Annotated in this window: 19 protein-coding genes; 10 read left to right on the forward strand and 9 right to left on the reverse strand. The window is 63.6% G+C overall.

Annotation, left to right across the window (positions count from 1 at the left end; genetic code table 11):
- The first annotated feature begins 112 nt into the window (after positions 1 to 112).
- A complete protein-coding gene (locus tag M1D99_RS16020) occupies positions 113 to 1,639 on the forward strand; it encodes an alpha-amylase family glycosyl hydrolase (RefSeq protein ID WP_458130425.1) in 1,527 nt (508 codons plus the stop codon).
- 10 nt (positions 1,640 to 1,649) lie between these two features.
- Positions 1,650 to 3,257, forward strand: a complete 1,608-nt coding sequence (locus tag M1D99_RS16025; protein ID WP_458130426.1) for an alpha-amylase family protein — start codon at positions 1,650 to 1,652, stop codon at positions 3,255 to 3,257.
- Here the strand turns inward: M1D99_RS16025 and M1D99_RS16030 are convergent.
- Both M1D99_RS16030 and M1D99_RS16035 read right to left on the reverse strand, forming a co-directional pair.
- Positions 3,246 to 4,229 carry an SDR family oxidoreductase gene (locus tag M1D99_RS16030; protein ID WP_458130427.1) on the reverse strand — a complete coding sequence of 328 codons (984 nt, stop codon included), beginning with the start codon at positions 4,227 to 4,229 and terminating at the stop codon, positions 3,246 to 3,248. The two genes, M1D99_RS16025 and M1D99_RS16030, sit on opposite strands and share 12 nt — an antisense overlap.
- Positions 4,230 to 4,258: 29 nt before the next feature.
- Positions 4,259 to 4,672 (reverse strand): CBS domain-containing protein, encoded by a 414-nt coding sequence (locus M1D99_RS16035; protein ID WP_053119301.1) that lies wholly within the window; start codon positions 4,670 to 4,672, stop codon positions 4,259 to 4,261.
- Between the two features lie 560 nt (positions 4,673 to 5,232).
- Here M1D99_RS16035 and nirB point away from each other — a divergent pair.
- The 3 genes from nirB to M1D99_RS16050 all read left to right on the forward strand — a co-directional run bounded on the left by nirB (position 5,233) and on the right by M1D99_RS16050 (position 8,817).
- Positions 5,233 to 7,794, forward strand: coding sequence for a nitrite reductase large subunit NirB (gene nirB / locus M1D99_RS16040; protein ID WP_458130428.1), 2,562 nt, complete (start codon positions 5,233 to 5,235; stop codon positions 7,792 to 7,794).
- Positions 7,794 to 8,165, forward strand: a complete 372-nt coding sequence (nirD, locus tag M1D99_RS16045; protein ID WP_186706795.1) for a nitrite reductase small subunit NirD — start codon at positions 7,794 to 7,796, stop codon at positions 8,163 to 8,165. Before nirB ends, nirD begins: the two co-directional genes overlap by 1 nt.
- Positions 8,166 to 8,376: 211 nt before the next feature.
- On the forward strand, positions 8,377 to 8,817 hold the full coding sequence (locus M1D99_RS16050) for a CBS domain-containing protein (protein ID WP_018610425.1): 441 nt from the start codon (positions 8,377 to 8,379) through the stop codon (positions 8,815 to 8,817).
- A gap of 228 nt (positions 8,818 to 9,045) precedes the next feature.
- Here M1D99_RS16050 and M1D99_RS16055 read toward each other — a convergent pair whose 3' ends face one another.
- Both M1D99_RS16055 and M1D99_RS16060 read right to left on the reverse strand, forming a co-directional pair.
- Positions 9,046 to 10,083: an AraC family transcriptional regulator gene (locus M1D99_RS16055; RefSeq protein WP_186706796.1), complete on the reverse strand. Its 1,038-nt coding sequence runs from the start codon at positions 10,081 to 10,083 to the stop codon at positions 9,046 to 9,048.
- Positions 10,080 to 10,994, reverse strand: coding sequence for a GGDEF domain-containing protein (locus M1D99_RS16060; RefSeq protein WP_458130429.1), 915 nt, complete (start codon positions 10,992 to 10,994; stop codon positions 10,080 to 10,082). Before M1D99_RS16060 ends, M1D99_RS16055 begins: the two co-directional genes overlap by 4 nt.
- A gap of 456 nt (positions 10,995 to 11,450) precedes the next feature.
- Between M1D99_RS16060 and M1D99_RS16065 the strand changes: the two genes are divergently transcribed.
- The 5 genes from M1D99_RS16065 to M1D99_RS16085 all read left to right on the forward strand — a co-directional run bounded on the left by M1D99_RS16065 (position 11,451) and on the right by M1D99_RS16085 (position 18,114).
- The gene (locus tag M1D99_RS16065; protein ID WP_458130430.1) at positions 11,451 to 13,979 is read left to right on the forward strand and encodes a TonB-dependent receptor; all 2,529 of its coding nucleotides are present in this window, start codon (positions 11,451 to 11,453) and stop codon (positions 13,977 to 13,979) included.
- Between the two features lie 171 nt (positions 13,980 to 14,150).
- Complete coding sequence (locus M1D99_RS16070; RefSeq protein ID WP_458132146.1) at positions 14,151 to 16,067, forward strand: phytase; 1,917 nt, start codon at positions 14,151 to 14,153, stop codon at positions 16,065 to 16,067.
- A 64-nt stretch (positions 16,068 to 16,131) separates the two neighbouring features.
- Entirely contained in the window at positions 16,132 to 16,839 is a 708-nt protein-coding gene (gene tolQ / locus M1D99_RS16075) for a protein TolQ (RefSeq protein ID WP_434570183.1), read from the forward strand.
- 13 nt (positions 16,840 to 16,852) lie between these two features.
- Positions 16,853 to 17,299 (forward strand): protein TolR, encoded by a 447-nt coding sequence (gene tolR / locus M1D99_RS16080; protein WP_186706804.1) that lies wholly within the window; start codon positions 16,853 to 16,855, stop codon positions 17,297 to 17,299.
- On the forward strand, positions 17,296 to 18,114 hold the full coding sequence (locus M1D99_RS16085) for an energy transducer TonB (RefSeq protein ID WP_458130431.1): 819 nt from the start codon (positions 17,296 to 17,298) through the stop codon (positions 18,112 to 18,114). Before tolR ends, M1D99_RS16085 begins: the two co-directional genes overlap by 4 nt.
- Positions 18,115 to 18,273: 159 nt before the next feature.
- On the opposite strand, the gene M1D99_RS16090 is transcribed toward M1D99_RS16085, so the two are convergent.
- Genes M1D99_RS16090 through M1D99_RS16110 form a run of 5 tightly spaced genes read right to left on the reverse strand, consistent with a single transcriptional unit; the run spans position 18,274 to position 23,825 of the window.
- Positions 18,274 to 19,170, reverse strand: a complete 897-nt coding sequence (locus M1D99_RS16090) for a helix-turn-helix domain-containing protein (RefSeq protein WP_186706807.1) — start codon at positions 19,168 to 19,170, stop codon at positions 18,274 to 18,276.
- 32 nt (positions 19,171 to 19,202) lie between these two features.
- Entirely contained in the window at positions 19,203 to 19,670 is a 468-nt protein-coding gene (locus M1D99_RS16095) for a response regulator (protein WP_053187808.1), read from the reverse strand.
- Positions 19,667 to 21,979 carry an ATP-binding protein gene (locus tag M1D99_RS16100; RefSeq protein WP_434570188.1) on the reverse strand — a complete coding sequence of 771 codons (2,313 nt, stop codon included), beginning with the start codon at positions 21,977 to 21,979 and terminating at the stop codon, positions 19,667 to 19,669. The genes M1D99_RS16095 and M1D99_RS16100 overlap by 4 nt, the downstream gene beginning before the upstream one ends.
- Positions 21,976 to 22,644 (reverse strand): response regulator, encoded by a 669-nt coding sequence (locus M1D99_RS16105; RefSeq protein ID WP_458130432.1) that lies wholly within the window; start codon positions 22,642 to 22,644, stop codon positions 21,976 to 21,978. The genes M1D99_RS16100 and M1D99_RS16105 overlap by 4 nt, the downstream gene beginning before the upstream one ends.
- Positions 22,641 to 23,825 carry a sensor histidine kinase gene (locus M1D99_RS16110; protein WP_458132147.1) on the reverse strand — a complete coding sequence of 395 codons (1,185 nt, stop codon included), beginning with the start codon at positions 23,823 to 23,825 and terminating at the stop codon, positions 22,641 to 22,643. The genes M1D99_RS16105 and M1D99_RS16110 overlap by 4 nt, the downstream gene beginning before the upstream one ends.
- Positions 23,826 to 23,951 lie beyond the last annotated feature (126 nt).

A 23,951-nucleotide genomic window follows, 5' to 3' on the forward strand; every position in this document is an offset into this window, starting at 1 on the left:
AAAAACGAACCCCGAACGCTTTATCCGGTTCTTAATCTATGTTCCGCGATAAACGGGGCGTCCGGCGGGGCTGCGGTCTTGCCCACCAAACACTGCGATCAAAGGAGGCGACATGCCCAACTCCTTCCCTTCGCCCTGGTGGAAGAACGCTGTGATCTACCAGGTTTATCCACGTTCCTTTGCCGATGCCAACGGCGACGGCATCGGCGATCTTTCCGGCTTGACCGCACGCCTGGATCATCTGCAACACCTGGGCGTCGATGCGTTGTGGCTGTCCCCGGTCTTTCGTTCCCCCATGTGCGACGCGGGCTACGACATTTGCGACTACACTGATGTCGACCCGCTGTTCGGCACCCTGGCTCACCTGGATGAATTGATCGCCCAAGCCCACGCGCGAGGCCTGAAGGTGTTGCTGGATTTCGTGCCCAACCACACTTCGGACCAACATCCCTGGTTCATCGAGTCGCGCGCAAGCCGCGACAACCCCAGGCGCGACTGGTACATCTGGCGCGACCAGCCAAACAACTGGCGTGCCTCGATCGATGGCGGCAGTGCCTGGACCTGGGACGAAACCAGCCAGCAGTACTACCTGCATTTTTTCCTGCCGCAACAACCCGACCTCAACTGGCACAACCCCGACGTGGTGGCGGCCATGCACCAGGTGTTGCATTTCTGGCTGGAGCGAGGCGTGGACGGGTTCCGTGTCGATGTCGTGCATTGCGTCGGCAAGGACCCGAGCTTTGCCGATGATCCGCGCTGCATGGCCGGTGAAACCATGGTCAAGATCAACGACCAGCCGTACAGCCATGAAGTGTTGCGCGGTTTGCGCCGGTTGGTGGACAGCTACCCCGGCGAGCGGGTGTTGATCGGCGAGGTGAACATTCGCTCCACGGCCCAGGTGGCGGCCTATTACGGTGCCAGTGACGAACTGCACATGTCGTTCAATTTCCCGCCTTTGGACGCCCCCTGGGACCCGGTGGTGTTCCGCATGTGCATACGCGAGGTGGAAAACGATCTTGGCCCGTTGCAGGCCTGGCCAACCTGGGTGCTGTCCAATCACGACAATAGCCGACACCGCAGCCGCTACGGCGGTTCGCTGCGCCGGGCCCAAGCCGCTGCGGTCCTGCTGCTGACACTGCGCGGCACGCCGTTTATCTATCAAGGCGAAGAACTGGGCCTGGAAGACACCGTGGTCACGGCCCAGACCCGCGTCGACCCGGGAGGCCGGGATGGCAGCCGGGCGCCGTTGCCCTGGACCGTCCAGGCGCCCCATGGCTGGGCCGGGGCCGCGCCGTGGTTGCCCTTTGCGCCGGATGCCGACGCGTTGGCCGTCGAGGCGCAGGAACGAACAGCCGATTCCACCCTGGCGCTGTACCGGCGCCTGCTGGCCTGTCGTCGCGCCAGCCTGGCGTTGCGCCTGGGCGCCTGGGAGGAACTGCCATCGCACCCACAAGTGCTGGCCTATCGTCGCCACTGTGAGGGCGATGAGCGACTGGTCTGCATCAACTTCGCCGACAGCGAACATACGTTCCCCCTGGCCGACGCCTGGCAGGTCGAAATCGCCAGCGATGGGGCGGGCGAAGGTCAAGTATTCAGTGGCCGACTGGCTGCCGAGCAGGCTGTGATCCTGTGCCGATGAGGAGTGACCGATGAAAGCCAACTGGCACCGAAAGACGCTGATTTACCAGATCGATCCGTCCTTGTTTTCCGACAGCAATGGCGACGGCCGCGGCGACCTGAACGGCATCATCCAGCGCTTGGATTATCTGAAGGCACTGGGCGTTGGTGCTCTCTGGCTGATGCCGGTGTACCGCTCGCCATTCAAGGACGCGGGTTATGACGTCAGCGATTTCATGGCCCTGGACCCACGCTTCGGCAGCGAAGAAGACCTGCGCCAGTTGATTGTCCAGGCCGGGGAGCGCGGCATGCGCGTCATCCTTGAACTGGTGGCGCAACACACCAGCGACCAACATCCCTGGTTCCAGAGGGCGCGGCGCGACAAGGACAGCGTCTACCGGGATTATTACGTGTGGTCCGACATGCCGGTGGACGACGGCAACCAACCGATCTTTCCGTCCGTGGAAGACAGCATCTGGCAATGGGACGAACAAGCCGGGCAGTACTACCGCCATCTGTTCTATCGCCATGAGCCGGACCTCAACCTGGCGAACCCGCGGGTGGTCGAGGAAATCGAGCGCATCATGGTCCACTGGCTCGAGCTCGGCATCGCCGGTTTTCGCCTGGATGCCGCTTCGCATCTGGTGGAACAGGCCGGTGGCGAAGATGAAGAGAAGGGCGTCTGGGTACTGGACCGGCTGTTCAAATGCATGACTGCCATCAATCCTGAAGGCGTGTTGCTGGGGGAGGTGGACGTCGAACCGGAGCGCTACAGCCATTATTTCGGGAACGGCGAGCGCTTGGGACTGGTGCTGGATTTCTGGGTCAACAACCATCTGTTCCTGGCGCTGGCCCGCGGCCAGGCCGAACCTTTGCAGCGCGCGATCACCCGCCGTCCCGCACCGCCGGACGGTGCCAGCTATGCGGTGTGGCTACGCAACCATGACGAACTCGACCTGGAGCGCTTGAGCGAAGAAGAACGTGAGGAAGTGATGCAAGTCTTCGCCCCGGACCCGGACATGCGCCTGTATGGCCGGGGCATTCGCCGACGCCTGGCGCCGATGCTGGACGGCGATGTGCGCCATCAGGCGCTGGCCCAGGCGCTATTGCTGTCGCTGCCCGGCACGCCCATCGTGCGTTACGGTGAGGAAATCGGCATGGGCGACGATTTGTCCCGTCCCGAGCGGCTCTCGGTGCGCACGCCCATGCAGTGGAGCAGCCAGGCCAACGCTGGCTTCTCATCGGCCCAACGCCTCGTCGCTCCGGTGATCGATCAAGGCGCCTTCGCCTACACCCAGCTCAATGTCGAGGACCAGCTGAATGCCCCGGAATCGTTGTTGGGCCGGGTGCGGCCATTGCTGTTGGCCCGTGCCGGCCTGCCTGAGGTGGGCGACGGCGAAGCCCGGCTGCTGACGGTCGATCACCCGGCGGTTTTCGCCGTGGCCCATGTGGGCGAGGCCACCTCGGTGATGTTGGCCAACCTGAGCAACGACACGCTGACCGTGAAGCTGGACGGCCTGGATTTGCACGGCTTCAAGGAAATCATTTCGGACAGCCGATACCCGGCCGCCTTGGATCGGCAACTGACCTTGAATGGCTATGGCTATCGTTGGTGGCGCCGCACCGGATCAGAACAATAACAACACCACCGCCAGCACTCCACCGGTTGCCAGCAACAGCGCCGACACTTGGGTGGAACTGAGGGCCAGCGCCGTATCCCGCGAACGACCGGAGAACCGCCCACGGGTGCGGTGCAGGGACTCCTGCGATTCGAACAGATTGTCCGGCCGTTGGCTGTTGTCATCTTCGTCGGTCATTTGTCCGGCATAGGCGCTGCGAGCCATCAGGCGGTCCAACAGCCCCGGCAACAGGCAAGTGCCGACGATGGCCTTCACGGAGGCGGCGCCGAGCCACAGTTCCCGGGGTGTGCGTTTGACCACGCTGAAAATCGCCCGGGCGGCGACGTCCGGGTCATGAATCGGCGGCACTGGCTGTACGCGCTTGCTCAACTTGTTGCGCGCCCAATCGAACTGCGGTGTGTTGATCGCCGGTAGTTGCACCATGCACACCCGGATGTCGCTGTGGTCGTGGAGCAGTTCGCAGCGCAGTGAATCGGTGAAGCCGCGCACCGCGAATTTGGCCGCGCAATACGCCGCTTGCAGCGGAATGGCACGGTAGGCCAGCGCGGAACCGACCTGGATGATCACCCCGCGATTACGCCGGGCCATGAGGTCCAGCGCCGCGAGGGTGCCATGCACCGTGCCCAGGTAGGTCACGTTCGTGACCCGGTGGATTTCTTCGGCACTTAGTTGGCGAATGGGAGAAAACACCGTGACCATCGCGCAATTGACCCAGACGCCGATCGGGCCGAGTTCTCGCTCCATTCGCTGGGCGGCGTCGGCTACCGCCTGGGCATCGGCCACGTCGACGCTGATTGTCAGGCAGGTCGCCCCCAATTGCGTCAACTCTTCTGCCGTGGCCGCCAGCGCCTGTTCGCCCCGGGCCAGCAGCCCGACCCGGTAGCCGGCGACGGCAAACCGATGCGCCGTGGCGCGGCCGACGCCGGCGGTGGAACCACAGATCACCACGACAGGTGGGCTTTGTTCCTCCATGGCGCTCGCTCCGCAGTTCCTTGGCTGAATCAGTGAGGTCGCGCAACGCCGCGCAGCAGGTTGGCGCTGAGCTTGTCGGCGTTGCAACTGGCGACATTGGCCAGCGAGACCATGCCCACCAGGCGCTTGTCGCGATTGACCACCGGCAGGCGGCGTTTTTCGATCTGGGCCATGTTCTTGGCCACATGGTCGATCTCTTCGTCGTCGAAGCAGTAGCGCACCTCATCGCTCATGATCCGGCTGACGGGCGTGTCCAGGTCCATGCCGTCGGCCATGGCCCGGACCACCAGGTCGCGGTCGGTGATCATCCCGGCCATGCGGTCGTCCTGGTTGATGATCAAGGCGCCGATGTCGGCCTGACGCATGATTTGCGCCACTTCGCTCAGGGGGGTATCGGGGGAGATCGTGCGTACTTCCCGACTCATGATTTCATTGATTTTCATCGTGGAATCTCCTTTCTCTCGGGTTTGACAGCAAGCCACGGCCCGGGCGTCGTGATTGGCTTTACAGCGACCGGACGGGCTCCTCACTTATTGTGAAAATCCGGGTTGGCGATGGTTCAGGATTTTTGCTGGAGGGGTTGAAAGGCTGCACTTTTATGAAGCCGCAGGCGGGGTGATCGCACCATCGCAAGGCAGTTATTGGCGCTTGCGAGACCGAAGCGAATACCGCTCGGCTTGCGGTGACTGGGCGGGCGTCTTCGCGGGCAAGCCCGCTCCCACAGGGGATTGTCGGTGGAGGGGAGAGCGTGGATAGGGTTGCCGACGAGGTTTGGCACGCTCGCTGCAAGAGGCTATCCAGGCCCGCCGTGAACACAGTCGAGTGGGCAGCCCCGTCGGTCAACGAAGATCGAGTGCCAACAGGTCGGGGGATAACGGTAGGTCGGGGCGCAGTCGCCGGGCCGATACCGCACAGAACAGGCAAAGACGCCTGGAACCGCAAGGTTTCAGGCGTCTTTTTTTTTGCTTTCAAAATCGTGATGGGCTTTTGTCGGGTGCTTTTTATGAATTCCAACGTTGCTTCTCTGAACAAGCTGCAAACGCTGATCGTGATCGGCAATGGCATGGTCGGCCATCACTGCGTCGAACAATTGATCGAGCGCGGTGCCCTCAATCATTACCGCGTGCATGTGTTCAGCGAAGAGCCGATGCGTGCCTATGACCGCGTGCATCTGTCCGAGTATTTCTCCGGGCGTGATGCCGAGTCCCTGGCCTTGGGCGAAGCGTCGTTGTACCAGACCCCGGGCGTCACGTTGCACCTGGGTGTACCGGTGCTGGAAATCGACCGCCAGGCCCGTGAAGTCGTGACAGCCGGCGAGCGTGTAAGCTACGACAAGCTGGTGCTCGCGACCGGTTCCTATCCCTTCGTGCCGCCGATCCAGGGCGCTGAAGGCGATTCGTGCCTGGTCTATCGCACCTTGGAAGACTTGGACGCGATCCGCGCCGCCGCCAGCAATGCCCGCCGTGGCGTGGTGGTGGGGGGTGGTTTGCTGGGCCTGGAAGCGGCCAACGCCCTCAAGACCCTCGGCCTGGAAGCCCATGTGGTGGAATTCGCCCCACGGCTGATGCCGGTGCAGTTGGATCCGCAGGGTGGCTTGGCCCTCAAGGCGCGCATCGAAAGCCTGGGCGTCGGCGTGCACCTGTCCAAGGGCACCCAGTCCATCAGCGCCGGTGAGCAGTACCGTTATCGGATGAATTTCGGTGACGACGATTTCCTGGAAACCGATCTCATTGTGTTCTCCGCAGGTATCCGCGCCCAGGATGCCCTGGCTCGCCAGAGCGACCTGCAGATCGGCCCACGCGGTGGCGTGGTGATCGATGATCATTGCCAGAGCAGCGATCCGGACATCTACGCCATCGGCGAGTGCGCGGCCTGGAACGGCAGCATTTTCGGCCTGGTCGCCCCCGGCTACCAGATGGCCCGCAATGTCGCGGCCACGCTGTGCGGCGAAAGCGCTGGAGCCTTCACCGGTGCCGACATGTCCACCAAGCTCAAGTTGCTCGGTGTGGACGTTGGCTCCATCGGCGATGCCCATGGCAACACGCCGGGTTCGCGCAGCTTCCAATTCATCGATGAAACCAGCGCCAGCTACCGGCGCCTGGTGGTGGACGCCGCCGGCAAGCGCGTGATCGGCGCAGTGCTGGTGGGTGACAACAGCTACTACGACACCTTGCTGCAATACATGCAGAACGGCATCGTCTTGCCCAAGGATGCCGCCAGCCTGATCCTGCCATCGTCCGAGGGCGCTCCGACCCTGGGCCCGGCGGCGCTGCCCGAAACCGCGACCATTTGCTCGTGCCACAACGTCACCAAGGGCTCGATCTGCTCGGCCATCGACGGCGGTTGCACGGATCTTGGCCAGCTCAAATGCGACACCAAGGCCGGCACCGGTTGCGGTGGCTGCGCGGCGCTGGTCAAGCAGGTGTTCGAGCATGAATTGATTGCCCGTGGCGTCAGCGTCGACAAGAGCCTGTGCGAGCATTTCGCCTACACCCGCCAGGAGCTGTATGCGCTGGTGCGGGTGGAAGGCATCATCAGTTTCGAAGAATTGTTGGCCAAGCACGGCCGTGGCCACACCGGCTGCGACCTGTGCAAACCGGCGGTGGGCTCGATCCTGGCGTCGTGCTGGAACCAGCCGATCATGGACCCGTCCCTGGTGCCGTTGCAGGACACCAACGACACCTTCATGGCTAACATGCAGAAAAACGGCACCTACTCAGTGGTACCGCGCATCGCCGGTGGGGAGATCACCGCTGACAAACTGATCGCCATCGGTGTGGTCGCCAAGAAATACGACCTCTACACCAAGATCACCGGCGGCCAGCGCATCGACCTGTTCGGCGCCCAGTTGCACCAGTTGCCGGACATCTGGTCCGAGCTGATCGAAGCCGGCTTCGAAACCGGTCACGCCTACGGCAAATCCACGCGCACGGTGAAATCCTGCGTGGGCAGCACCTGGTGCCGCTATGGCGTGCAAGACAGCGTGCAAATGGCGCTGACCCTCGAAGACCGCTACAAAGGCCTGCGCTCGCCGCACAAGCTCAAGTTCGCGGTGTCCGGTTGCACCCGCGAGTGTGCCGAGGCCCAGAGCAAGGACGTCGGCGTGATCGCCACGGAGAAGGGCTGGAACCTCTACGTGGCCGGCAACGGCGGCATGCGTCCACGCCATGCCGAACTGTTCGCCACGGACCTGGACGACGCCACGCTGATCCGCTACATCGACCGCTTCCTGATGTTCTACATCCGCACCGCCGACAAACTGCAACGCACCTCGGTCTGGCGCGAAAGCCTGGAGGGCGGCCTGGACTACCTCAAGGACGTCATCATCCACGACAGCCTGGGCCTGGGCGCCGAGCTCGAAGCGCAGATGCAACTGGTGGTCGACCGCTACGAATGCGAATGGGCCAATGCCCTGAAGGACCCGGAGAAGCTCAAGCGTTTCCGCACCTTCGTCAACGACAAGCGCGGCGATCCGGATGTTCATTTCGTCCGCGAGCGCGGCCAGCGTCGGCCAGTGCATGCCCATGAACTCCACCTGATTCCCGTTACCGAGGAGGTGCTCTGATGAGCCAGTCAAATGTCGTTCGTATCGCTCAAGAATCCCTGCAATGGCGCGCCCTGTGCAGCCGCGAGGATCTCGTGCCCAACTCCGGCGTGGTCGCCTGGCACGATGGCAGCCAAGTGGCGTTGCTCTATCTGCCGGAGCATGAGGACAAGCCGCTGTACGCCATCGACAACCGCGACCCAAAGTCCGGCGCGAACGTCATCGGCCGCGGACTGTTGGGCAGCATCAAGGGTGACCTGGTGATTGCCTCGCCGATGTACAAGCAGCATTTCCGTCTGGAAGACGGCCATTGCCTGGAATACCCGGAACAAAGCCTGCGGGTGTGGCCGGTGCGGCTCAACGGTGATGTGGTGGAGATTGGCGAAGACTGATCCGTGCTATGCCTGCTGTTGTGGTGCTCCTGCAGTGCTCTAGCAGTGCTCTTATGGTGCTCTAGCAGTGCAGTGCTCTTGTGGCGAGGGAGCTTGCTCCCGCTGGACCGCGCAGCGGTCCCAAAATCTTGCGGTCGCTGCGCAACCGAGCGGGAGCAAGCTCCCTCGCCACGAACAGCGGGTCACTTTTTACTGAAATTGGGGATGAACAATGAAAACCGCCGCCCAACTGGTCCGGCTCAAGAGCGTGCAGAACCAGCAGGTCCACAGCATCGCCCCCGAGCAGACGGTGCTCGAAGCCCTGCAAATCATGGCCGAGAAAAATGTCGGCGCATTACCCGTGATCGAGGACGGCCAGGTGGTAGGGGTGTTCAGCGAGCGGGACTATGCACGCAAGATGGTGCTCAAGGGACGCTCATCGGTGGGCACGACCGTTCGGACTATCATGAGCGCCCCGGTGATCACCGCCGACAGCCAGCAGAGCATCGACCGCTGCATGGAAGTCATGACCGACAGCCATTTGCGGCACCTGCCGGTGCTGGATAACGGGCAGTTGATCGGCCTGTTGTCCATCGGCGACTTGGTGAAAGAGGCGATTGTCGAGCAGGCGGACTTGATCCGGCAGTTGGAGCATTACATTCGCGGGCATTGATCCAATTCGTTGTCGCGGTGAATCGCACCGCTGTTGTGGCGAGGGAGCTTGCTCCCGCTGGGCCGGTCCGATGCTTCGGGCGCAGCGGCCCCAAGTTTTTGCGGTTGCTGCGCAACCGAGCGGGAGCAAGCTCCCTCGCCACAGCAGTTCACCGCAAGCTTACTTTGCATCCACCCGAATCCAGTGTGGGAGCTTGCTCGCGATGAGGCCTTTTTCAAGCTGCCCCCTTCAGCCCAACATCAGCAATTGCCGGATCAGATTCGGCGTACTGCCAGTCCAGCGCTTGAACGAGCGACGAAAGTTCGCCGTGTCGTTGAAGCGCAGGTACTGCGCCACTTCCTCGTTGCTGAACCCCTTGACTTGATACAGATACAAGGCCACATGGGTGTGCACCCGGTCCACCTGTTGCTGGAACCCGGTGTGGTGCTTGTGCAATTTGCGCTTGAGGGTCGCCGGGCTCATGGCGAAGGCCTGGGCGGTCTGTTCCAGGCTCGGCGTCTGCTGCACATGGGCGTGCAGGTAGTCGTAGAGGCAATCCAGGAAACTTGAGGCGAAACCCAGTTGATCGAGCTGGTCCCGGGCTTCGATCCGCGCCACCTGGCCGGCGGTGGCCGAGACGTTGGGCCAGGGCTGGGCGAGGCAGTGACGGGGAAGGCGCATCAGGTCCAGAGGGCGGTCGAATTGGGTGTGCTCACCCAGGTGCACCCAATATTGTTCGACGTAACGCGGCTCGCCGTGGCGAAAACTGCACTGCCAGGGCAAGCGTTCGCCGCTGAGCCAGGCACTCATCGCCACCATCGAGGTCATGCTCGCTTCCAGCACGAAGCGCCATTGTTCGTCGGCACCGCAGCTGTCTAGCCAATGGACGTAGGCGTAGTGCTCGTCCAGTAGCAGCCGAGGGGCCGCCAACGGGCTGAGCAGTGCCTGCTGGTCGATCAGGGTCTGCAGGGCCTGATGCAAGTTCTGCGCGTGACGCAAAGCGTGGCTCGCGGGGCCGTAATGCCCCGGCAACAGCCGCTGGCCAAACAAGAAACTGCTGTCGCTGGCATCCAGCAGGCGCCGGCTGTTGTCGATCAGGCCGAGGAACTGCTGCGGGCTGATGCGGCTCTGTCCGGCGAGGATATCGTCATGGAATAGCCCGGTGCCGCGTAGGAGGCGATGGCTGTCGATGTCCCGCGACAATGCCAGGTCGATCAGCGCCGCGGGTTGATAGTGTCCCGGAATGAAGCGGCTGTCGGTTTCGTACCAGCAGGTCTTGAGCGTCATGCGCTTTTCGCCAACAGGGTCCGGGACTGGGCGAGCGCCAGGTTCAGGCGTTTGAGCAAGGCGTCGGGGGATTCGTCGAACGCCATCACCACCGCTGTGCTGGCGGCCAGTTGGAGCCGCTCGCCGTGTTGTCGGGTCTTGTGAGCCAGGCTGCGCACCGCGATTTCCAGTTCCAGGGCCAGGCGTCGGGCCTGGCTTTCGCCGGTGTCGGGCAGCAGCACCACGAAGCGATCACCGGCCAGGCGGCACAGCAGGTCCTGGCGGCGCAGGTTCAAGACCAGTAACTGGCTGATCGCCTGCAATACCGCATCGCCTTCGCCGTGGCCGAAACGCTGGTTGATAGCGGTGAAGTTATCCAGGTCCAAGGCCAGCAGCGACAGCGGTTGTTGGCGACGACGACTGTCCTCCAGGCTGGCGGACAGCTCATGCTTGAGAAAGTCAGCGCCACCCAACGGTGTGAGCTTGTCGAACAGACGGTGCTCACGGAACAGTCGCTCGCGCTTCTCCATCTGACCATTGATTGCCAATTGTTCGCGGTGCCAGTGGTAGATGCCGAGGGTCAGCAGGATCATGCCCAGCGGCATCGGTCCGGATTCGAGCCAGTGATCCCAGGTGATGCTGTCGGGCAGGCGGATGAATTCGTCGAGGCTGTCGATCCACCAGGAAAAGAAGATGCAGCCCAGGCCCAGGACCAGGTAGTTGGTGACCCGGCCAGCCGGGCGGCTTTTGAGTACCAACCCCAGCCAGACCAACGCCAGCAGCGCCGAGCCACCTTCACCGAGGATATCCAGCCAGACCCATTCGGCGATGGGTTTGAGTTCGCCGCTGGCCAAGTGCAGGAGCACCCCGAAGTTGGCCGCCAGCAGGAGCAGGGCGAGTTTGAAACGGTGCGGGCGGAGCACGGAGAACATGGCCGGAATCCTTTGCCAGAAGCGGAATGCGGCCCAGCACAGCAGATGAATGTGACAGTGCGGTGACGGCGAGTGATGGGGTGGGGGAGGTCGAATCAGCTCATCGGTTATCCGGTTTTTTTGCCGCAATCCTTGTGGCGAGGGAGCTTGCTCCCGCTGGGGTGCGAAGCACCCCTCCAAAAAACCAAGCGCCACGATACTTACAGGCACGCCGCATCGTCCGATTTGCGGCTGCTGCGCAGCCGAGCGGGAGCAAGCTCCCTCGCCACGAGGAACACACCCGTCGTAAAAGAGGGTCGTATCAGCTCATTGTGTGCCACGAATCCACTCAAAACCTACCCGCTTGGCTTCTGCGGCCCCTGCCTGTCACAGAACCGTCATTCCCCACCCCTAGCGTGCCCTCCCAGTTGCCGGGCCATTGCCTGGCGGATTTCCGGATTCCTGGGGAGGATCACCATGTATCACCGCACAAGCACTGCCGGGCTCGTCGGTTTCACCATCACCGCGTTGGCCATGGCGATTGTCAGTGAGCGACTGAGCGCCGCGGAGCAGGCGGCCGGTGCCACGGAACACGTTGAAGTGGTCGGCCAGGCGGCCAGTATCGACCAGGCCCTCAAGGAGCAGCGCAGCGCCGACAGCATCAAGAGCGTGGTGCACGCTGACGGCGTGGCGCAATTGCCCGATGAAAACGTCGCCGAAGCGGTGCAGCGCCTGCCGGGTGTCAGCGTCGAGCGCGACCAGGGCGAAGGCCGGTTTGTCAGCGTGCGCGGCCTCGGGCCGGACCTCAACAGCGTGACAATCAACGGCACCCTGGTACCGGCGCCGGAAAGCGAGCGTCGCGCCGTTGCCCTGGACGTGTTGCCCTCGGAGCTGGTGCAGTCGTTGTCGGTGATCAAGACCCTGACGCCAGACATGGACGCCAACTCCCTGGGCGGAACGGTGGACGTCAAGAGCCTCTCGGCCTTCGATCACAAGGGCCTGTTCTATACCGGCAGCGGCGAAGCCAGCTACGACAAGAACACCGGCCAGACCAGCCCGAAATTTTCCGGCGCCATCAGCGACCGTTTCAGTCTTGGCGATGGCATCGACAACTTCGGCGTGGCCGCGGCACTGAGTTGGCAGAAACGTGACTTCGGCTCGGACAACGTCGAAACCGGCGGCGCCTGGGACTTCGAACAAGGCTCACGCCTCGAAGAGTTCGAACAGCGCGACTACGACATCCGTCGCGAGCGGGCCGGCGGCGGCTTGAACTTCGATTACAAGCCCGATGACGTCAGCAGCTATTACCTGCGCACGCTCTACAGTCGCTACAAGGACAGCGAAACCCGCAACGCCACCAGCATCGCTTTCGAAGACCCGCAGGCCGCCGGTGAACTGGGCGACGCCGAGGGCCAGCGCAGGCTCAAGCAACGGGAAGAAACCCAGGAAATCCAATCCTACGTGCTCGGCGGCGAGCGGATGTTCGGTCTGTGGACCCTGAGCGGCCAGGGTGGCTACAGCGAATCCAGCGAAGACAGCCCTGGCCACATTGCCGGCGCCACCTTCGAAGGTATCGATGGTTTCAACGGCGGTTTCCATGACAACGACAAGCCACGGCCGATCATAGGCGAAGGCTTCTACGATCCGACCAACTTCAGCCTCGACAAGGTGGACTGGGAAGAGCAAAAAACCACCGACACCGAGAAAAACCTGCGCCTGGACCTGGCCCGGGACTATGACCTCGGGGGGTATGCCTCCCAGGTCAAGTTCGGCGGCAAAGTCAGCCGGCGGGACAAGGACAACGACCTCGATGCCTGGGTCTACGAGGACTTCGACGACCTGGGTTTCACCGACGAGCAACTGAACCTTGGGCAGTTCCAGAAAGGCAACGTGGATTACCGCCTCGGGCGCTTCGGCCCGGGCATCAGCGCCGATGCCATCAAGCAGTTGTTGGGCGGCCTCAATCGCAATGATTTTTTTGACGAGCAAGAGTCGCGTGTCAACGACTTCAAGATGAGCGAGGACATCAACGCCGGCTACCTGATGAACACCGTCGACATCGATGACTGGCGTTTCATCGCCGGCATGCGCTACGAAGGCACCGAGTTCGAAGCCAAGGGCACCGGCGCCACCGACGGGGTATTTACCGATACCGAGACCCGACGCAAGTACCACCACTGGCTGCCGGGCCTGCATGCACGCTACCAACTGGACAAGAACACCCAGGTGCGTGCGGCGTGGACCAAATCCGTGGTGCGTCCGACCTTCGGGCAACTGGCGCCGGGTTTTGTCATCGACGATGACGAGGCCACTTTCGGCAATCCGGACCTCAAGCCGCTGGAATCGAGCAACCTGGACCTGGGCATCGAGCACTTCATGGGCCACGCCGGCACGGTCTCGGCCTTTGTGTTCTACAAGGACATCAAGAACTTCGTCTACAACACCGACCTGGCCGGCACTGGCGCCTGGACTGATTTCGCCGAGGCCCACAGTTACGCCAATGGCGACAGCGCCAAGCTGTATGGCCTGGAATTGGCCTACTCGCAAAAATTCGATTGGCTGCCGGCACCCTGGAACGGCCTGCTGCTCGGCGCCAACACCACCTTCAGCCGTTCAGATGCCGAGATCGAGGGTTTCGACCAGGCCAGTGGCACCCAGCGCAAGCGCAGCATCGACTTGCCGAACCAATCGGACACGGTCGGCAACCTGATGTTGGGTTGGGAAAACGACAAGCTGAGCCTGCGGCTGTCGGCCAACTACAAGTCCGCGTACCTGTTCGAGCTGGCATCCATCAGCGACCGCGACCATGACCTGCACGTCGATGCACAGACCTTCGTCGATTTCAGCGCGCGTTACTCCCTGACCAAGAACCTGCAAGTCAGCCTCGAGGCCCAGAACCTCACCGACGAATCGTATTTCGTCTACACCGGTCACCGCTCCTATAACGGCCAGTACGAAGAGTACGGCCCGACGTACAAGCTGGGGCTGACGTTTACCCATTTCTGACCACCGATGCCAATCCCTGTGGCGAGGGAGCTTGCTCCCGCTTGGGTGCGTAGCGCCCACAAGAAAGGTCTGCTGCGCAGCCCAGCGGGAGCAAGCTCCCTCGCCACAGAAAATGGCGAACCTGCGATTTCTGAGTTCGGCCCAACGACAAGGATTTTCCCGTTGAACACGATGTTGTCTTTACCCAAGCACTGCCTGCTGACAATGCTGATCAGCCTGGCATCGGTCACCGCCCTGGCCGCTTCCCCAGCGCCCAAGCTGAAGCTGCAACCCTGGCCCCAAGCCCAGCAACTGTCGCTCAATGCCCTGGGATTCTTGCCCGGCGCTGCAACGACCGAGCGGCTGGCCAGTGCCCGCGAAGGCTTGTTCTTGCTCGATGACCAAGGTCGCGAATTGACGCGCCTGAAAGGCGCCTTCGACGGCATCGACAGCCGTGCGCTTGGCGCGAACGTGCTGGTGGCCAGCCTCGACAGCACGCGCCAGCAAGCGTTGGTCGTCAGCCTCGATCCACACAACCGCCAGTGGGGTACGCCGTTGTACCTGCCCACGCGGGACTTCCCGGTAAACGGTCTGTGCCTGTACCGCGACGAAGCGAGCAACCTGTTTGTGTTCCTGGTGGGTGAGGAGGGCAAGGGTGAGCAATGGCTGGTGGGCGCTGGCGAGCAACTGGGCGCGACGGCCCAACGGGTGCGTGGCGTGCCGCTGCCGCCGGATGCGAAGACCTGCCAGGTGCAGGACGACAGCCAGCAATTGTTCGTCAACGAAGAACGGGTCGGCTGGTGGGCCTACCCGGCATCCTCCGAAGCCGAGACCGTGCGGTTGCCGGTGGCGATGCGTGCGCCGTTCGGTGATATCCAGCAGGCGGCCGGCGCCCTGGCCGTAGTGTCCGGCGTTGTAATGGGCCTTGACCCCAACGCCGCGCAGTTGCATCTGTATCAGCAGGACGGTGAACGCTGGGCACCACGCGCCAAGCTGTCGTTACCAGGCCTGAAGGAGCCGGAAAGCCTTGCGGCACGCCGGACGAAAACCGGTATCGAAGTGCTGCTGCGCGACGATGACGACGGGCACCTGTACCAAGGTGAACTCGGCTGGCAACCCAGCCCCGCGCCGTTGGCGCCGGTCCTGCCGAGTGTCGCCGCCATCGCCCAGAGTGAACCGGTGGCCCGTCAGGGGGATGCCGCGGATGACCCGGCGATCTGGATACATCCGACTACGCCCGGGTTGAGCCGGGTATTGGGTACCAACAAGAAGCAAGGCCTGCTGGCCTACGACCTGCAAGGCAAGTTGCTGCAAGAGCTGCCGGTCGGGCGCCTGAACAACGTCGATGTGCGGCCTGGCTTCAAGCTGGGCACGCAAACCGTCGACCTGGCGGTGGCCAGCAACCGTGATCGCAACAGCTTGAGCCTGTTCAGCATCGACCGTGCCAGCGGCGAGTTGCGTGAAGCGGGGGAGATTGCGACGTCCTTGAAGGAAATCTACGGCATCTGCCTGTTCCAACCGGCCGAAGGTGAACTGTATGCCTTCGCCAACGGCAAGGACGGGCGCTTCGAGCAGTACCGCCTCAGCGCGCCGGACGGCGTAGTGCGCGGTCAGTTGGTGCGCCAGTTCAGCGTCGCCAGCCAACCCGAAGGGTGCGTGGCCGATGAGCAGCGCCAGCGCTTGTTTCTGGGTGAGGAGGACGTGGGCGTCTGGACAGTGGATGCCCGGGCCGAACAGCCGGCCACGTTGAACAGTGTGATCAAGGTCGGCCCGCCGTTGCACGCCGACGTCGAAGGCATGGCCTTGTATCAGGCCAAGGACCGCGACTACCTGGTGATCTCCAGCCAGGGCAACGACAGCTACCTGGTGCTCGATGCCGAGCCGCCCTTCGCCGTGCGCGGCGCCTTCCGAGTCGGCCTGAACGCCGCCGCAGGAATTGATGGCGCGTCGGAAACCGATGGCCTGGAAGTGACCTCGGCGAACCTCGGCGGGCCGTGGAGCCAGGGGATGCTGGTGGTCCAGGACGGCCGCAAGCGCATGCCCGAGCAGACCCAGAACTTCAAGTTCGTGCCCTGGGCCGACGTCGCGAAAGCGCTCCATCTGCCTTGAGCGTCGCTGTCATCAACCGGTCACGAACATTTCATCGAATAACCGCCAGACAGGAGTTTCAACCATGCAAGCCACTTTGGAACACATGACGATCTGGGGCCTGATCAGTGAAGCGAGTCTGCTGGTCAAGGCGGTCATGCTCACGTTGCTGCTGGCCTCGTTATTGAGCTGGTACTTGATTATCCAGCGCAGCGCCGTGCTGCAGCGCTACGAGCGTCAGCTTAACGGTTTCATGCAGCGTTTTCGCGGCGCACAGGACCTGTTGCCCTTGTACCGGGAACACGCACAAGTGCGCGAAGAAGACGGTGGCGTCACGCCGATTTTCCAGGCGGGTTTGCTGGCTTTCACTCAGCTCAACCAGCCCTCCAGCACGCCCGAGGTGGTGCTGGAAGGCGTCGAGCGCTCGCTGCAGGTGGCGATCAGCGAACAGGAAGTCCACTTGGAGAAGGGGTTGCAGTTTCTGGCCACCGTCGGCTCGGTCAGTCCTTACATCGGCTTGTTCGGCACGGTATGGGGGATCATGAATGCGTTTATCGGCCTGTCCCAAGTGCAGCAGGCCAGTCTCTCCACGGTGGCTCCGGGCATCGCCGAGGCGTTGATCGCCACGGCCATCGGCTTGTTCGCCGCAATCCCGGCGGTGATTGCCTATAACCGTTTCGCGGCCCGTGGCCAGACGCTGCTGACCCGTTACTACGCGTTTGGCAACGAGCTGCAGGCGCGTCTGCACCGCAAGCTGCACGGTGCCCCGGCGAACATGGCCGCGGCCGCTTGAAAGGAGAGGGCAAATGCTCGTCAAGCCACAACGAAAGCACGGCCCCAAGGCCGAAATGAACGTGGTGCCGTACATCGACGTGATGTTGGTACTGCTGGTGATTTTCATGGTCACCGCGCCGATGCTGACCCAGGGTGTGAAGATCGAACTGCCCAAGGTCGCCAGCGAAGCGTTGGCCACCGACAGTCGCCAGCAAATCCTCACCCTGTCGGTCAAGGCCGAGGGCGGTTACTACTGGAACCTGGGCGGTGAACTGGACACCCATCACCAGACCGACAGTGCCGTTGACCTGGAGCAGATGCGCGCCAAGGTGGCGCAGGTCGTGGCCGAGCGCAGCGATACCCAGGTGTACATCCGTGCCGACGAGCATGCCGATTACGGCCGGGTCGTCGCGGCCATGGCCGCGTTGCAGCAGGGCGGCGTGAGCAACCTGGGACTGGTGACCGAGGCACCGCAATGACGGCGATGATCATGCACAGTCCTTCCTTGAGCGTCCCTGCCCTGGGTCGCAGCTTTTGGAAAAACAGTCTGGCGGCAGGGCTCGCCGTAGCTTTGCACGCCGCGATAGTCGGGTCGTTGGTGTTGGGATGGCGCGTGGAGAAACCCGCCGCCGAAACGCCGCAGGTGCTGCGCACGCAACTGGTGATGCTGCCGGCGGCAGCGGTACCCGAAGCGCTTGTACCGGCGGCTGTGACCCCTGTTGCACCCGCCGCGGTCGAATCTGTCCCGCCACCCATGGACGCGCCGCGCCCTGTCCCCACCAAGCCAGCGGTGGACCCGCGAGTCCAGGCGCAGAAGCTGGAACAGGCGACACTGGCCCGCAAACGGGTCGAGGAGCAAAGGCGCGAGCAACAAGCCCAACAGCAGCAGCGCGAACGCCAGGAAAGCGAACGACGCAGGCAAGACGCCGAGCGGCAGGCTGCCGAACAGCAGCATCAGGCCCGGCAAGCGCAGGAGCTTGCCCAACAACGCCACGCGGAGCAGGCGCGCCAGGCCGCCGCCGACAGCCGCAGCTACCAACCGCTGAGCAAGCAAGCCCCGGATTATCCGCAACGCGCGCTGGACAAGGGCCTGGAGGGCGATTGCGCGGTGGAATACAGCGTGATGCCGGATGGGCGGATCGACAGCCCCAAGGTCATCGACGGTTGCCATCCATTGTTCATCCGACCGTCCCTGGCCGCTGCCCAGGGGTTTCGTTATCAGCCACGAATCATCGATGGCAAGGCGGTGACGGTGCCAGCGGTGCGCAATACGTTTCACTACCGGATCAAGTAAGCGCCGTATCTCGACATCGGCCAAGAGCAACCCTGTGGCGAGGGAGCTTGCTCCCGCTCGGTTGCGCAGCGACCGCAAGACTTTGGGACCGCTGCGCGCTGGAGCGCCAGCCCGGTCCAGCGGGAGCAAGCTCCCTCGCCACAGGGGATGTGGTGGTCCTTACTTACGGTAATGACTCGGCGCCACGCCCACTTCGCGGCGGAAGATCTGCGAGAAGTGACTGGCGCTGCCATACCCGACTTCCAGGCCGATATCGATGACGCTGCGCTCGGTTTCCATCAGCAATTGGCGGGCCCGGGCCATTCTCAGCTGGATGAAGTACTGCGAGGGTGAGCGCCCGGTGGCGCGCTTGAACTGGCGGCTGAAGTGGTACTCGCTCAGGTCAATGGCCTGGGCCAGGTCAGCGAGGCAGAAAGGTTCGGCCAGACATTGCTCCATCAAGCCGATGACGCGCTTGAGCTTGAAGGCGGGCAGGGCGTTGCGGCCGGACATGTCCTCTGCCTCGGCATCGAGGTAATGCCGCGCCAAATGCACCGCCACACATTGCGCCACGCCCTGGATCAGCAAGGCACTGGGTTCACCGCGTCGGGTCAACTCTGCCCGAATTTGTTCGAGCAAGGCCGAAAGGACTTCGTCCTGCCCCCCAGAGACCTCCCGCAGCTGAATCGCACCGCTACCGCCGGCTTCGGCAATGGCGCGTTCCAGCAACGCCAGGCCCAAGTACACATGCATGACCACGAACGGCTCAGGGCTGGTCACTTGCCAGCGCATCTCATATGGATCAGGGGAGGTGGTCAGGAAAAAATCCGCGCGGCGCACCGTATTCGCTTCCCACTCGCCGTGGCCGGCGCGTTCCTCGACAATGGCCTCCCCGGATAACACCCAGACGAGCAACGGCTCGGCCACCGCCGGCACGACGACGTGGGCTTCGCTGCGCTCACGGACAAAGATCTCCACCAGGATCTCCTTGCTCGATACGCCGTCGGAAGTGGCCAGGCGTTCGCCGCGAATGTGCGCTTGCAGGCCGTTTGCCGATGTTCGTTCGGTGATTCCCATGCTTCGATGGCCTCGCTGAAACGGCCGCCAGGCTAGGCCGGGTCGGCGGCGGGACGGTGCTGGCGCAACAGTTCGATCTGCTGGGACGGGATCAACTCGCGCAACGCTTTATAGAGCGCGCGGGTTTCCAGCAGGTTCCAGATGCGCAGCATGGTTTCCAGCGCATCCAGGGGTTTGCTGATGAAATCCCGGGCACCGAGGGCCAGGGCCCGCAGGCGGGTGTCACGGGTCGCGTCGGCGGTGAGGACCAGGATCGGCAGGTAATCGTTGGCCGGGATGCGCCTGTTCAGTTGCTCCAGCACGGCAAATCCGTCGAACGCCGGCATGTGCAGGTCGAGGATGACCAGATCCGGCTCGAAGCTGTTGAACAGGTCCAGCGTGCGCAACGGTTCGGTGCTGCTCAGCACGTTGTGCAACCCTTCGCGGGCCAGCAGTTGCTCCATCAGGTCCAGGTTGGGGCGCTGATCGTCGACGATCAGAATGCGCAAGTCGCGATTCATGCGGGCTCCGGTAGATAGTGTTCGAGGTGGCCGAGGAAGGCCTGGATATGGATAGGTTTGGTCAGGATCGCCGTGGCCCCGGCGTCACGCAGGGCACGATGGGTCAGGTCGCTGGCATCGGCGGTGATCATCAGCACGGGCGTGGCCGCAGTGGCCGGGGACTGGCGCAGGCGCCGCAGAACTTCCAGGCCTTCCAGGTCCGGCAGGGTGACGTCCAGCAGGATCAGTTGCGGGCTGTGCTGGCGGGCCAGGTCCAGGCCCATCTGGCCTTGCATGCTCGACAATAACTGGATGCCGGGCCGACGCTGCATCAGGGTCTCGATCAATGCGAGGCTCGACAGGTTGTCTTCGATGCAGAGGATTTTGCCGTGATAGTCCACGGGGGCGCGCGTCACGGCCAAGGCGGCGATGGGTGGCAAGTGCGTGCCGATCACCTGGGTGGCGGGCAGTTGCAGGGTAAAGCAACAGCCGTGCCCGGGCTCACTGTGGACCTGCAGGTTGCCCAGCATCATCTCCAGCAGGTTCTTGCTCAAGGACAAGCCAAGTCCGGTGCCTTCGACCTGCGGATCGGCGCCCAGGCGTTCGAAGGGTTTGAACAGTTGGCCCAGCTGTTCCGGGGCGATGCCATGGCCGGTATCGTGGACGGCGATGCTCACCTGATGGGGCTGGACGCTCACTTCGATGCGCACCTCGCCGCCGGGTCGGTTGTACTTGATGGCGTTGGACAACAAATTGAGCAACACCTGTACCAGGCGCTGGCGGTCGGCAAGCACACCGCTGTCGTCGGGCAGTGCGGGTAGGTCGACCAAGTGGATTCCGGCGTCGGCGGCCATGGGTGAAACCAGCGTCAAGGCTTCGTGCAGCACCGTCGCCAGGGCGATCGGTTCGATGTTCAAGGGCAGGCGCCCGGCCTCGATCCGGGCGATGTCCAGCACCTCGTTGATCAACGCCAGCAAGTGCTGGCCGGCCCGCAGGATGTGGCTGACCTGGGGGCGTTGACCGGCGGTGGAATCCATGTCCAGCAGTTGCGCGAAACCGAGGATGGCGTTCAAGGGCGTGCGCAGCTCGTGGCTCATGCGCGACAGGAACTCGCTCTTGGCCCGGCTGGCGCTTTCCGCTTCCTCGCGGGCGGTGCGCAAGGCGATTTCGGCGGCGCGTCGGTCGGTGATGTCGCGGGTGATCTTGGAAAAACCGCGCAACGCGCCCGTGGCATCGTATTGGGCAGTGATGACCACGCTGGCCCAGAAGCGGCTGCCGTCCTTGCGACAACGCCAGCCTTCTTCCATGTAGTGGCCGTCGCGGGTGGCTTCGCGCAGGGCCAGGTCCGGGTGCGCCGGGCATTCCTCGGGCAAGTAGAACAGGGAGAAATGCTGGCCGAGGATTTCCTGCTCGGTGTAGCCTTTGATCCGCTGCGCGCCAGCGTTCCAGGTGGTGACGTAGCCTTGGGCATCCAGGGCGAAGATCCCGTAGTCCTTCACGCCGTCGATGATCAGCCGCAGGCGTTCTTCGTTATCGCGCAGGGCCCGCTCGCGTTCGGCGAGCAACTGCCCGGCCTCCACCAGGCGCGTGCCGAGTTGGCCGATTTCATCCTGCTCCGGCGGCTGTGGCAACAGGGGTTGACCCAAGGCCAGGCGCTGGGCGTTGCCTTGCACCTGCTGGACCCGGGCGACGATGCCCTTGGACAGGAACAGCACCGCAACGATGGCCCCCAGCAACCCGCACACCGCCGCCAGCAGCGTGGCGAACAACAGCCGCATGCGCGTGGCCGAGGCAGCGGCGCTGCGCTCGGCCAGCAGGCCATCCTCGCGTATGCGCATGGCGCTGATCTGCTCGCGCAGCACGTCCAACACCTGTTTGTTTTCGATCAGGATCGCGGTGATGGCCTCGGGGTCGTCGCGCTTGCCGTTGCGCAACGCGAGCAAACCGTCGAGCTTGTCGGCGATCAGCGGGGTGATAGTCTTGAGATGCTCGCGCATCCTGGCATCGCGAATGTTCTGGTCCAGGCGTTGCAACGCAGCCTGGATCAGCGGCGTGGCCTGCTCGTAGCTGGGCAGGAAGTCTTCGCGCCGGGTCAGCAGGTAACCACGCACGCTGGCCGCAGCCTCGGCCAGCAGGGTATGGACCGTCTGGATATCACCCTGGACCAGCAGCACCCGGCGCACGTCTTCTTCGGCCCGGGCGGTCTGGCGTTCGGTGATATAGATCAGCACCAACGACAGCAGCAGAACCACCAGGGGCAGGGAAATCACCACCAGGGCCTTGCCCCGCAACGGCAGGTCGGCCCAGCGGCGGGCGGCGAGAAACCTCATGGCCATTGCCCGGCGGGTTGCGCCACCAATCCGAGGGCCACGCCGCGCACGGCGGCCTGGGTCCGGTCGGCGGCGCCCAGCTTGCCGATGACGCGCTCGACATGGGCCTTGGCGGTGCCGGAAGCGATGCCCAGTTTTTCACCGATTTCACGATTGCTGAAACCGCTGGCCACCAACCCCAGTACCTGGCGCTCGCGGGCGGTCAGGGCCTGGACCTGTGGGGCGTTACCGGCACCGCGCTCGGCCATGCGGCGCAGCAGGCGCGCGCTGACCGAGCTGTTCAGCGCCTCGTCGCCTTGGGCGACCCGCTTGAGGGCGTCGAGCACTTCATCGCGACTGGCATCCTTGAGCAGGTAGCCGACCGCACCCGCACCGATGGCGGCTTCGAGGTGGTCGGGGCTGTCATCCATGGTGAAGATCACCACTTTGATCCCGGGCTGGCGCTGCTGCAGGATCCGCGCCGCGCCGAGGCCGTTGAGGACGGGCATGCGGATGTCCAGGATCGCGATGTCCGGTTGTAGCCGCTCGCACAGGTCAAGGGCCTCTTGACCGTCGCGGGCCTGGCCGACGACCTCGAATCCGGGGCTGTCGGCGAGCATGCTGATAAAACCGGTGCGGGTCACTTCGTGGTCATCGGCCAGCAGCAGGCGCAAAGGGCGGTTCATGGCTGTACTCCGGGGGACGGTAGCGGCACGCTGGCGAGCAAGCGAGTGCCACCGCCGGGTTGGCTGCAACAGGCTAGATGGCCCCCCAGCAAGTTGGCGCGCTCCTGCATGGCGGCCAACCCCAGGTGGCAGCTGCCGTTGGTCTCGACGGGTTGTTCCAGGGCAAAGCCACGCCCATCGTCGTCCACTCGCAGGCACGCGTGGCCCTCTTTCACCGCCAGCCCCAAGTGCACATGGCTGGCCTGGGCGTGCTTGAGGATGTTGTTGATACCCTCCTGGGCGATGCGAAACAGGGCGATCTCGGTGTTCCCCGGCAGGCGCGCGCTGCTGTGCTCGGCCCAGCTTACGCTCAGGCCCGCGTCGCGCAGGCGATCGGCTTCCTTGTCGACGGCTTTGTACAGGCCGAAATCATCCAGCACGTGAGGGCGCAGGCCCCCGATCAACTGCCGCCCCTCGCCGACGCAGCCCTGGGCCAGGTCGAGGATGGCCTGCAACTCGCTCGCCAGCGCCGGTGGCAGGGACGGACAGCGACCGGCGAAACCCTGCAAACGCTGGTGCAACCCGGCCAGGTTTTGCGCCAGGCCGTCGTGCAGGTCGTAGGCCACGCGCTTGCGTTCGTCTTCCTGGGCGCTGAACAAGCGGTGGACCAACTCGGACATGGTCCGCTCGCGGGCTTGCAGGGCTTCGACCAGACGACTGTTTTCCAGATGCGCCGCCAACAGCGTCGCCAGCAATTGCAGCGACTCGATGTCTTCGTTGTCTGGCGCGCCGAGGGCGACGCTGTTGCCCAGCAGCAAGGCCCCGAACGTCACGCCATCGGAGGTCCGCAATGGAATCCGCAGGACCTGGGGCAGGGGGCTGCCGGGGGATTCGAGCCAGTGCGGGCCGGGTGTCTGCGGCTGGGCCAGCTTGGCGAGCAGGTCGACGCGTTCCGCGCTGCCGTGGCTGGCGAGGGTGCGCAACGTGTTGTCCGGTGCCCACTCCAGCAGCAGGCCATGGTCCATCGCCATGAACGCGCACGCCCGTTGCAGTGCCCGCTGACGCATGGCCGGCAGCGGCAACTGCATCAGTTCATGGCCGGTGCCCAGCAACAGCCCCAGGCGCGCCGCGCGGCTTTGCGACTGGCGATACTGACTGCGGATGGCCAGGGCACTGCCGGGATCATGGGGTGGGCTTTGCATGGGGAACTCCAGCGTGAAAAAGATCGGACGGTTCGCGGTGGCGCCATTAAAACGTGTCACCGGCAACGGGCCTATCTGCCGAATGGCATAGGCGATTGGCACCGGTTGGCCGATGGCGAAGGTGGG

The organism is Pseudomonas sp. R3-41 (assembly GCF_054161485.1).

Bases quoted from the DNA above. Each gene is read 5' to 3' on its own strand.
- M1D99_RS16020 (WP_458130425.1), top strand. From the start codon at position 113: ATGCCCAACTCCTTCCCTTCGCCCTGGTGGAAGAACGCTGTGATCTAC.
- M1D99_RS16025 (WP_458130426.1), top strand. From the start codon at position 1,650: ATGAAAGCCAACTGGCACCGAAAGACGCTGATTTACCAGATCGATCCG.
- M1D99_RS16030 (WP_458130427.1), bottom strand. From the start codon at position 4,229: ATGGAGGAACAAAGCCCACCTGTCGTGGTGATCTGTGGTTCCACCGCC.
- M1D99_RS16035 (WP_053119301.1), bottom strand. From the start codon at position 4,672: ATGAAAATCAATGAAATCATGAGTCGGGAAGTACGCACGATCTCCCCC.
- nirB (WP_458130428.1), top strand. From the start codon at position 5,233: ATGAATTCCAACGTTGCTTCTCTGAACAAGCTGCAAACGCTGATCGTG.
- nirD (WP_186706795.1), top strand. From the start codon at position 7,794: ATGAGCCAGTCAAATGTCGTTCGTATCGCTCAAGAATCCCTGCAATGG.
- M1D99_RS16050 (WP_018610425.1), top strand. From the start codon at position 8,377: ATGAAAACCGCCGCCCAACTGGTCCGGCTCAAGAGCGTGCAGAACCAG.
- M1D99_RS16055 (WP_186706796.1), bottom strand. From the start codon at position 10,083: ATGACGCTCAAGACCTGCTGGTACGAAACCGACAGCCGCTTCATTCCG.
- M1D99_RS16060 (WP_458130429.1), bottom strand. From the start codon at position 10,994: ATGTTCTCCGTGCTCCGCCCGCACCGTTTCAAACTCGCCCTGCTCCTG.
- M1D99_RS16065 (WP_458130430.1), top strand. From the start codon at position 11,451: ATGTATCACCGCACAAGCACTGCCGGGCTCGTCGGTTTCACCATCACC.
- M1D99_RS16070 (WP_458132146.1), top strand. From the start codon at position 14,151: ATGTTGTCTTTACCCAAGCACTGCCTGCTGACAATGCTGATCAGCCTG.
- tolQ (WP_434570183.1), top strand. From the start codon at position 16,132: ATGCAAGCCACTTTGGAACACATGACGATCTGGGGCCTGATCAGTGAA.
- tolR (WP_186706804.1), top strand. From the start codon at position 16,853: ATGCTCGTCAAGCCACAACGAAAGCACGGCCCCAAGGCCGAAATGAAC.
- M1D99_RS16085 (WP_458130431.1), top strand. From the start codon at position 17,296: ATGACGGCGATGATCATGCACAGTCCTTCCTTGAGCGTCCCTGCCCTG.
- M1D99_RS16090 (WP_186706807.1), bottom strand. From the start codon at position 19,170: ATGGGAATCACCGAACGAACATCGGCAAACGGCCTGCAAGCGCACATT.
- M1D99_RS16095 (WP_053187808.1), bottom strand. From the start codon at position 19,670: ATGAATCGCGACTTGCGCATTCTGATCGTCGACGATCAGCGCCCCAAC.
- M1D99_RS16100 (WP_434570188.1), bottom strand. From the start codon at position 21,979: ATGAGGTTTCTCGCCGCCCGCCGCTGGGCCGACCTGCCGTTGCGGGGC.
- M1D99_RS16105 (WP_458130432.1), bottom strand. From the start codon at position 22,644: ATGAACCGCCCTTTGCGCCTGCTGCTGGCCGATGACCACGAAGTGACC.
- M1D99_RS16110 (WP_458132147.1), bottom strand. From the start codon at position 23,825: ATGCAAAGCCCACCCCATGATCCCGGCAGTGCCCTGGCCATCCGCAGT.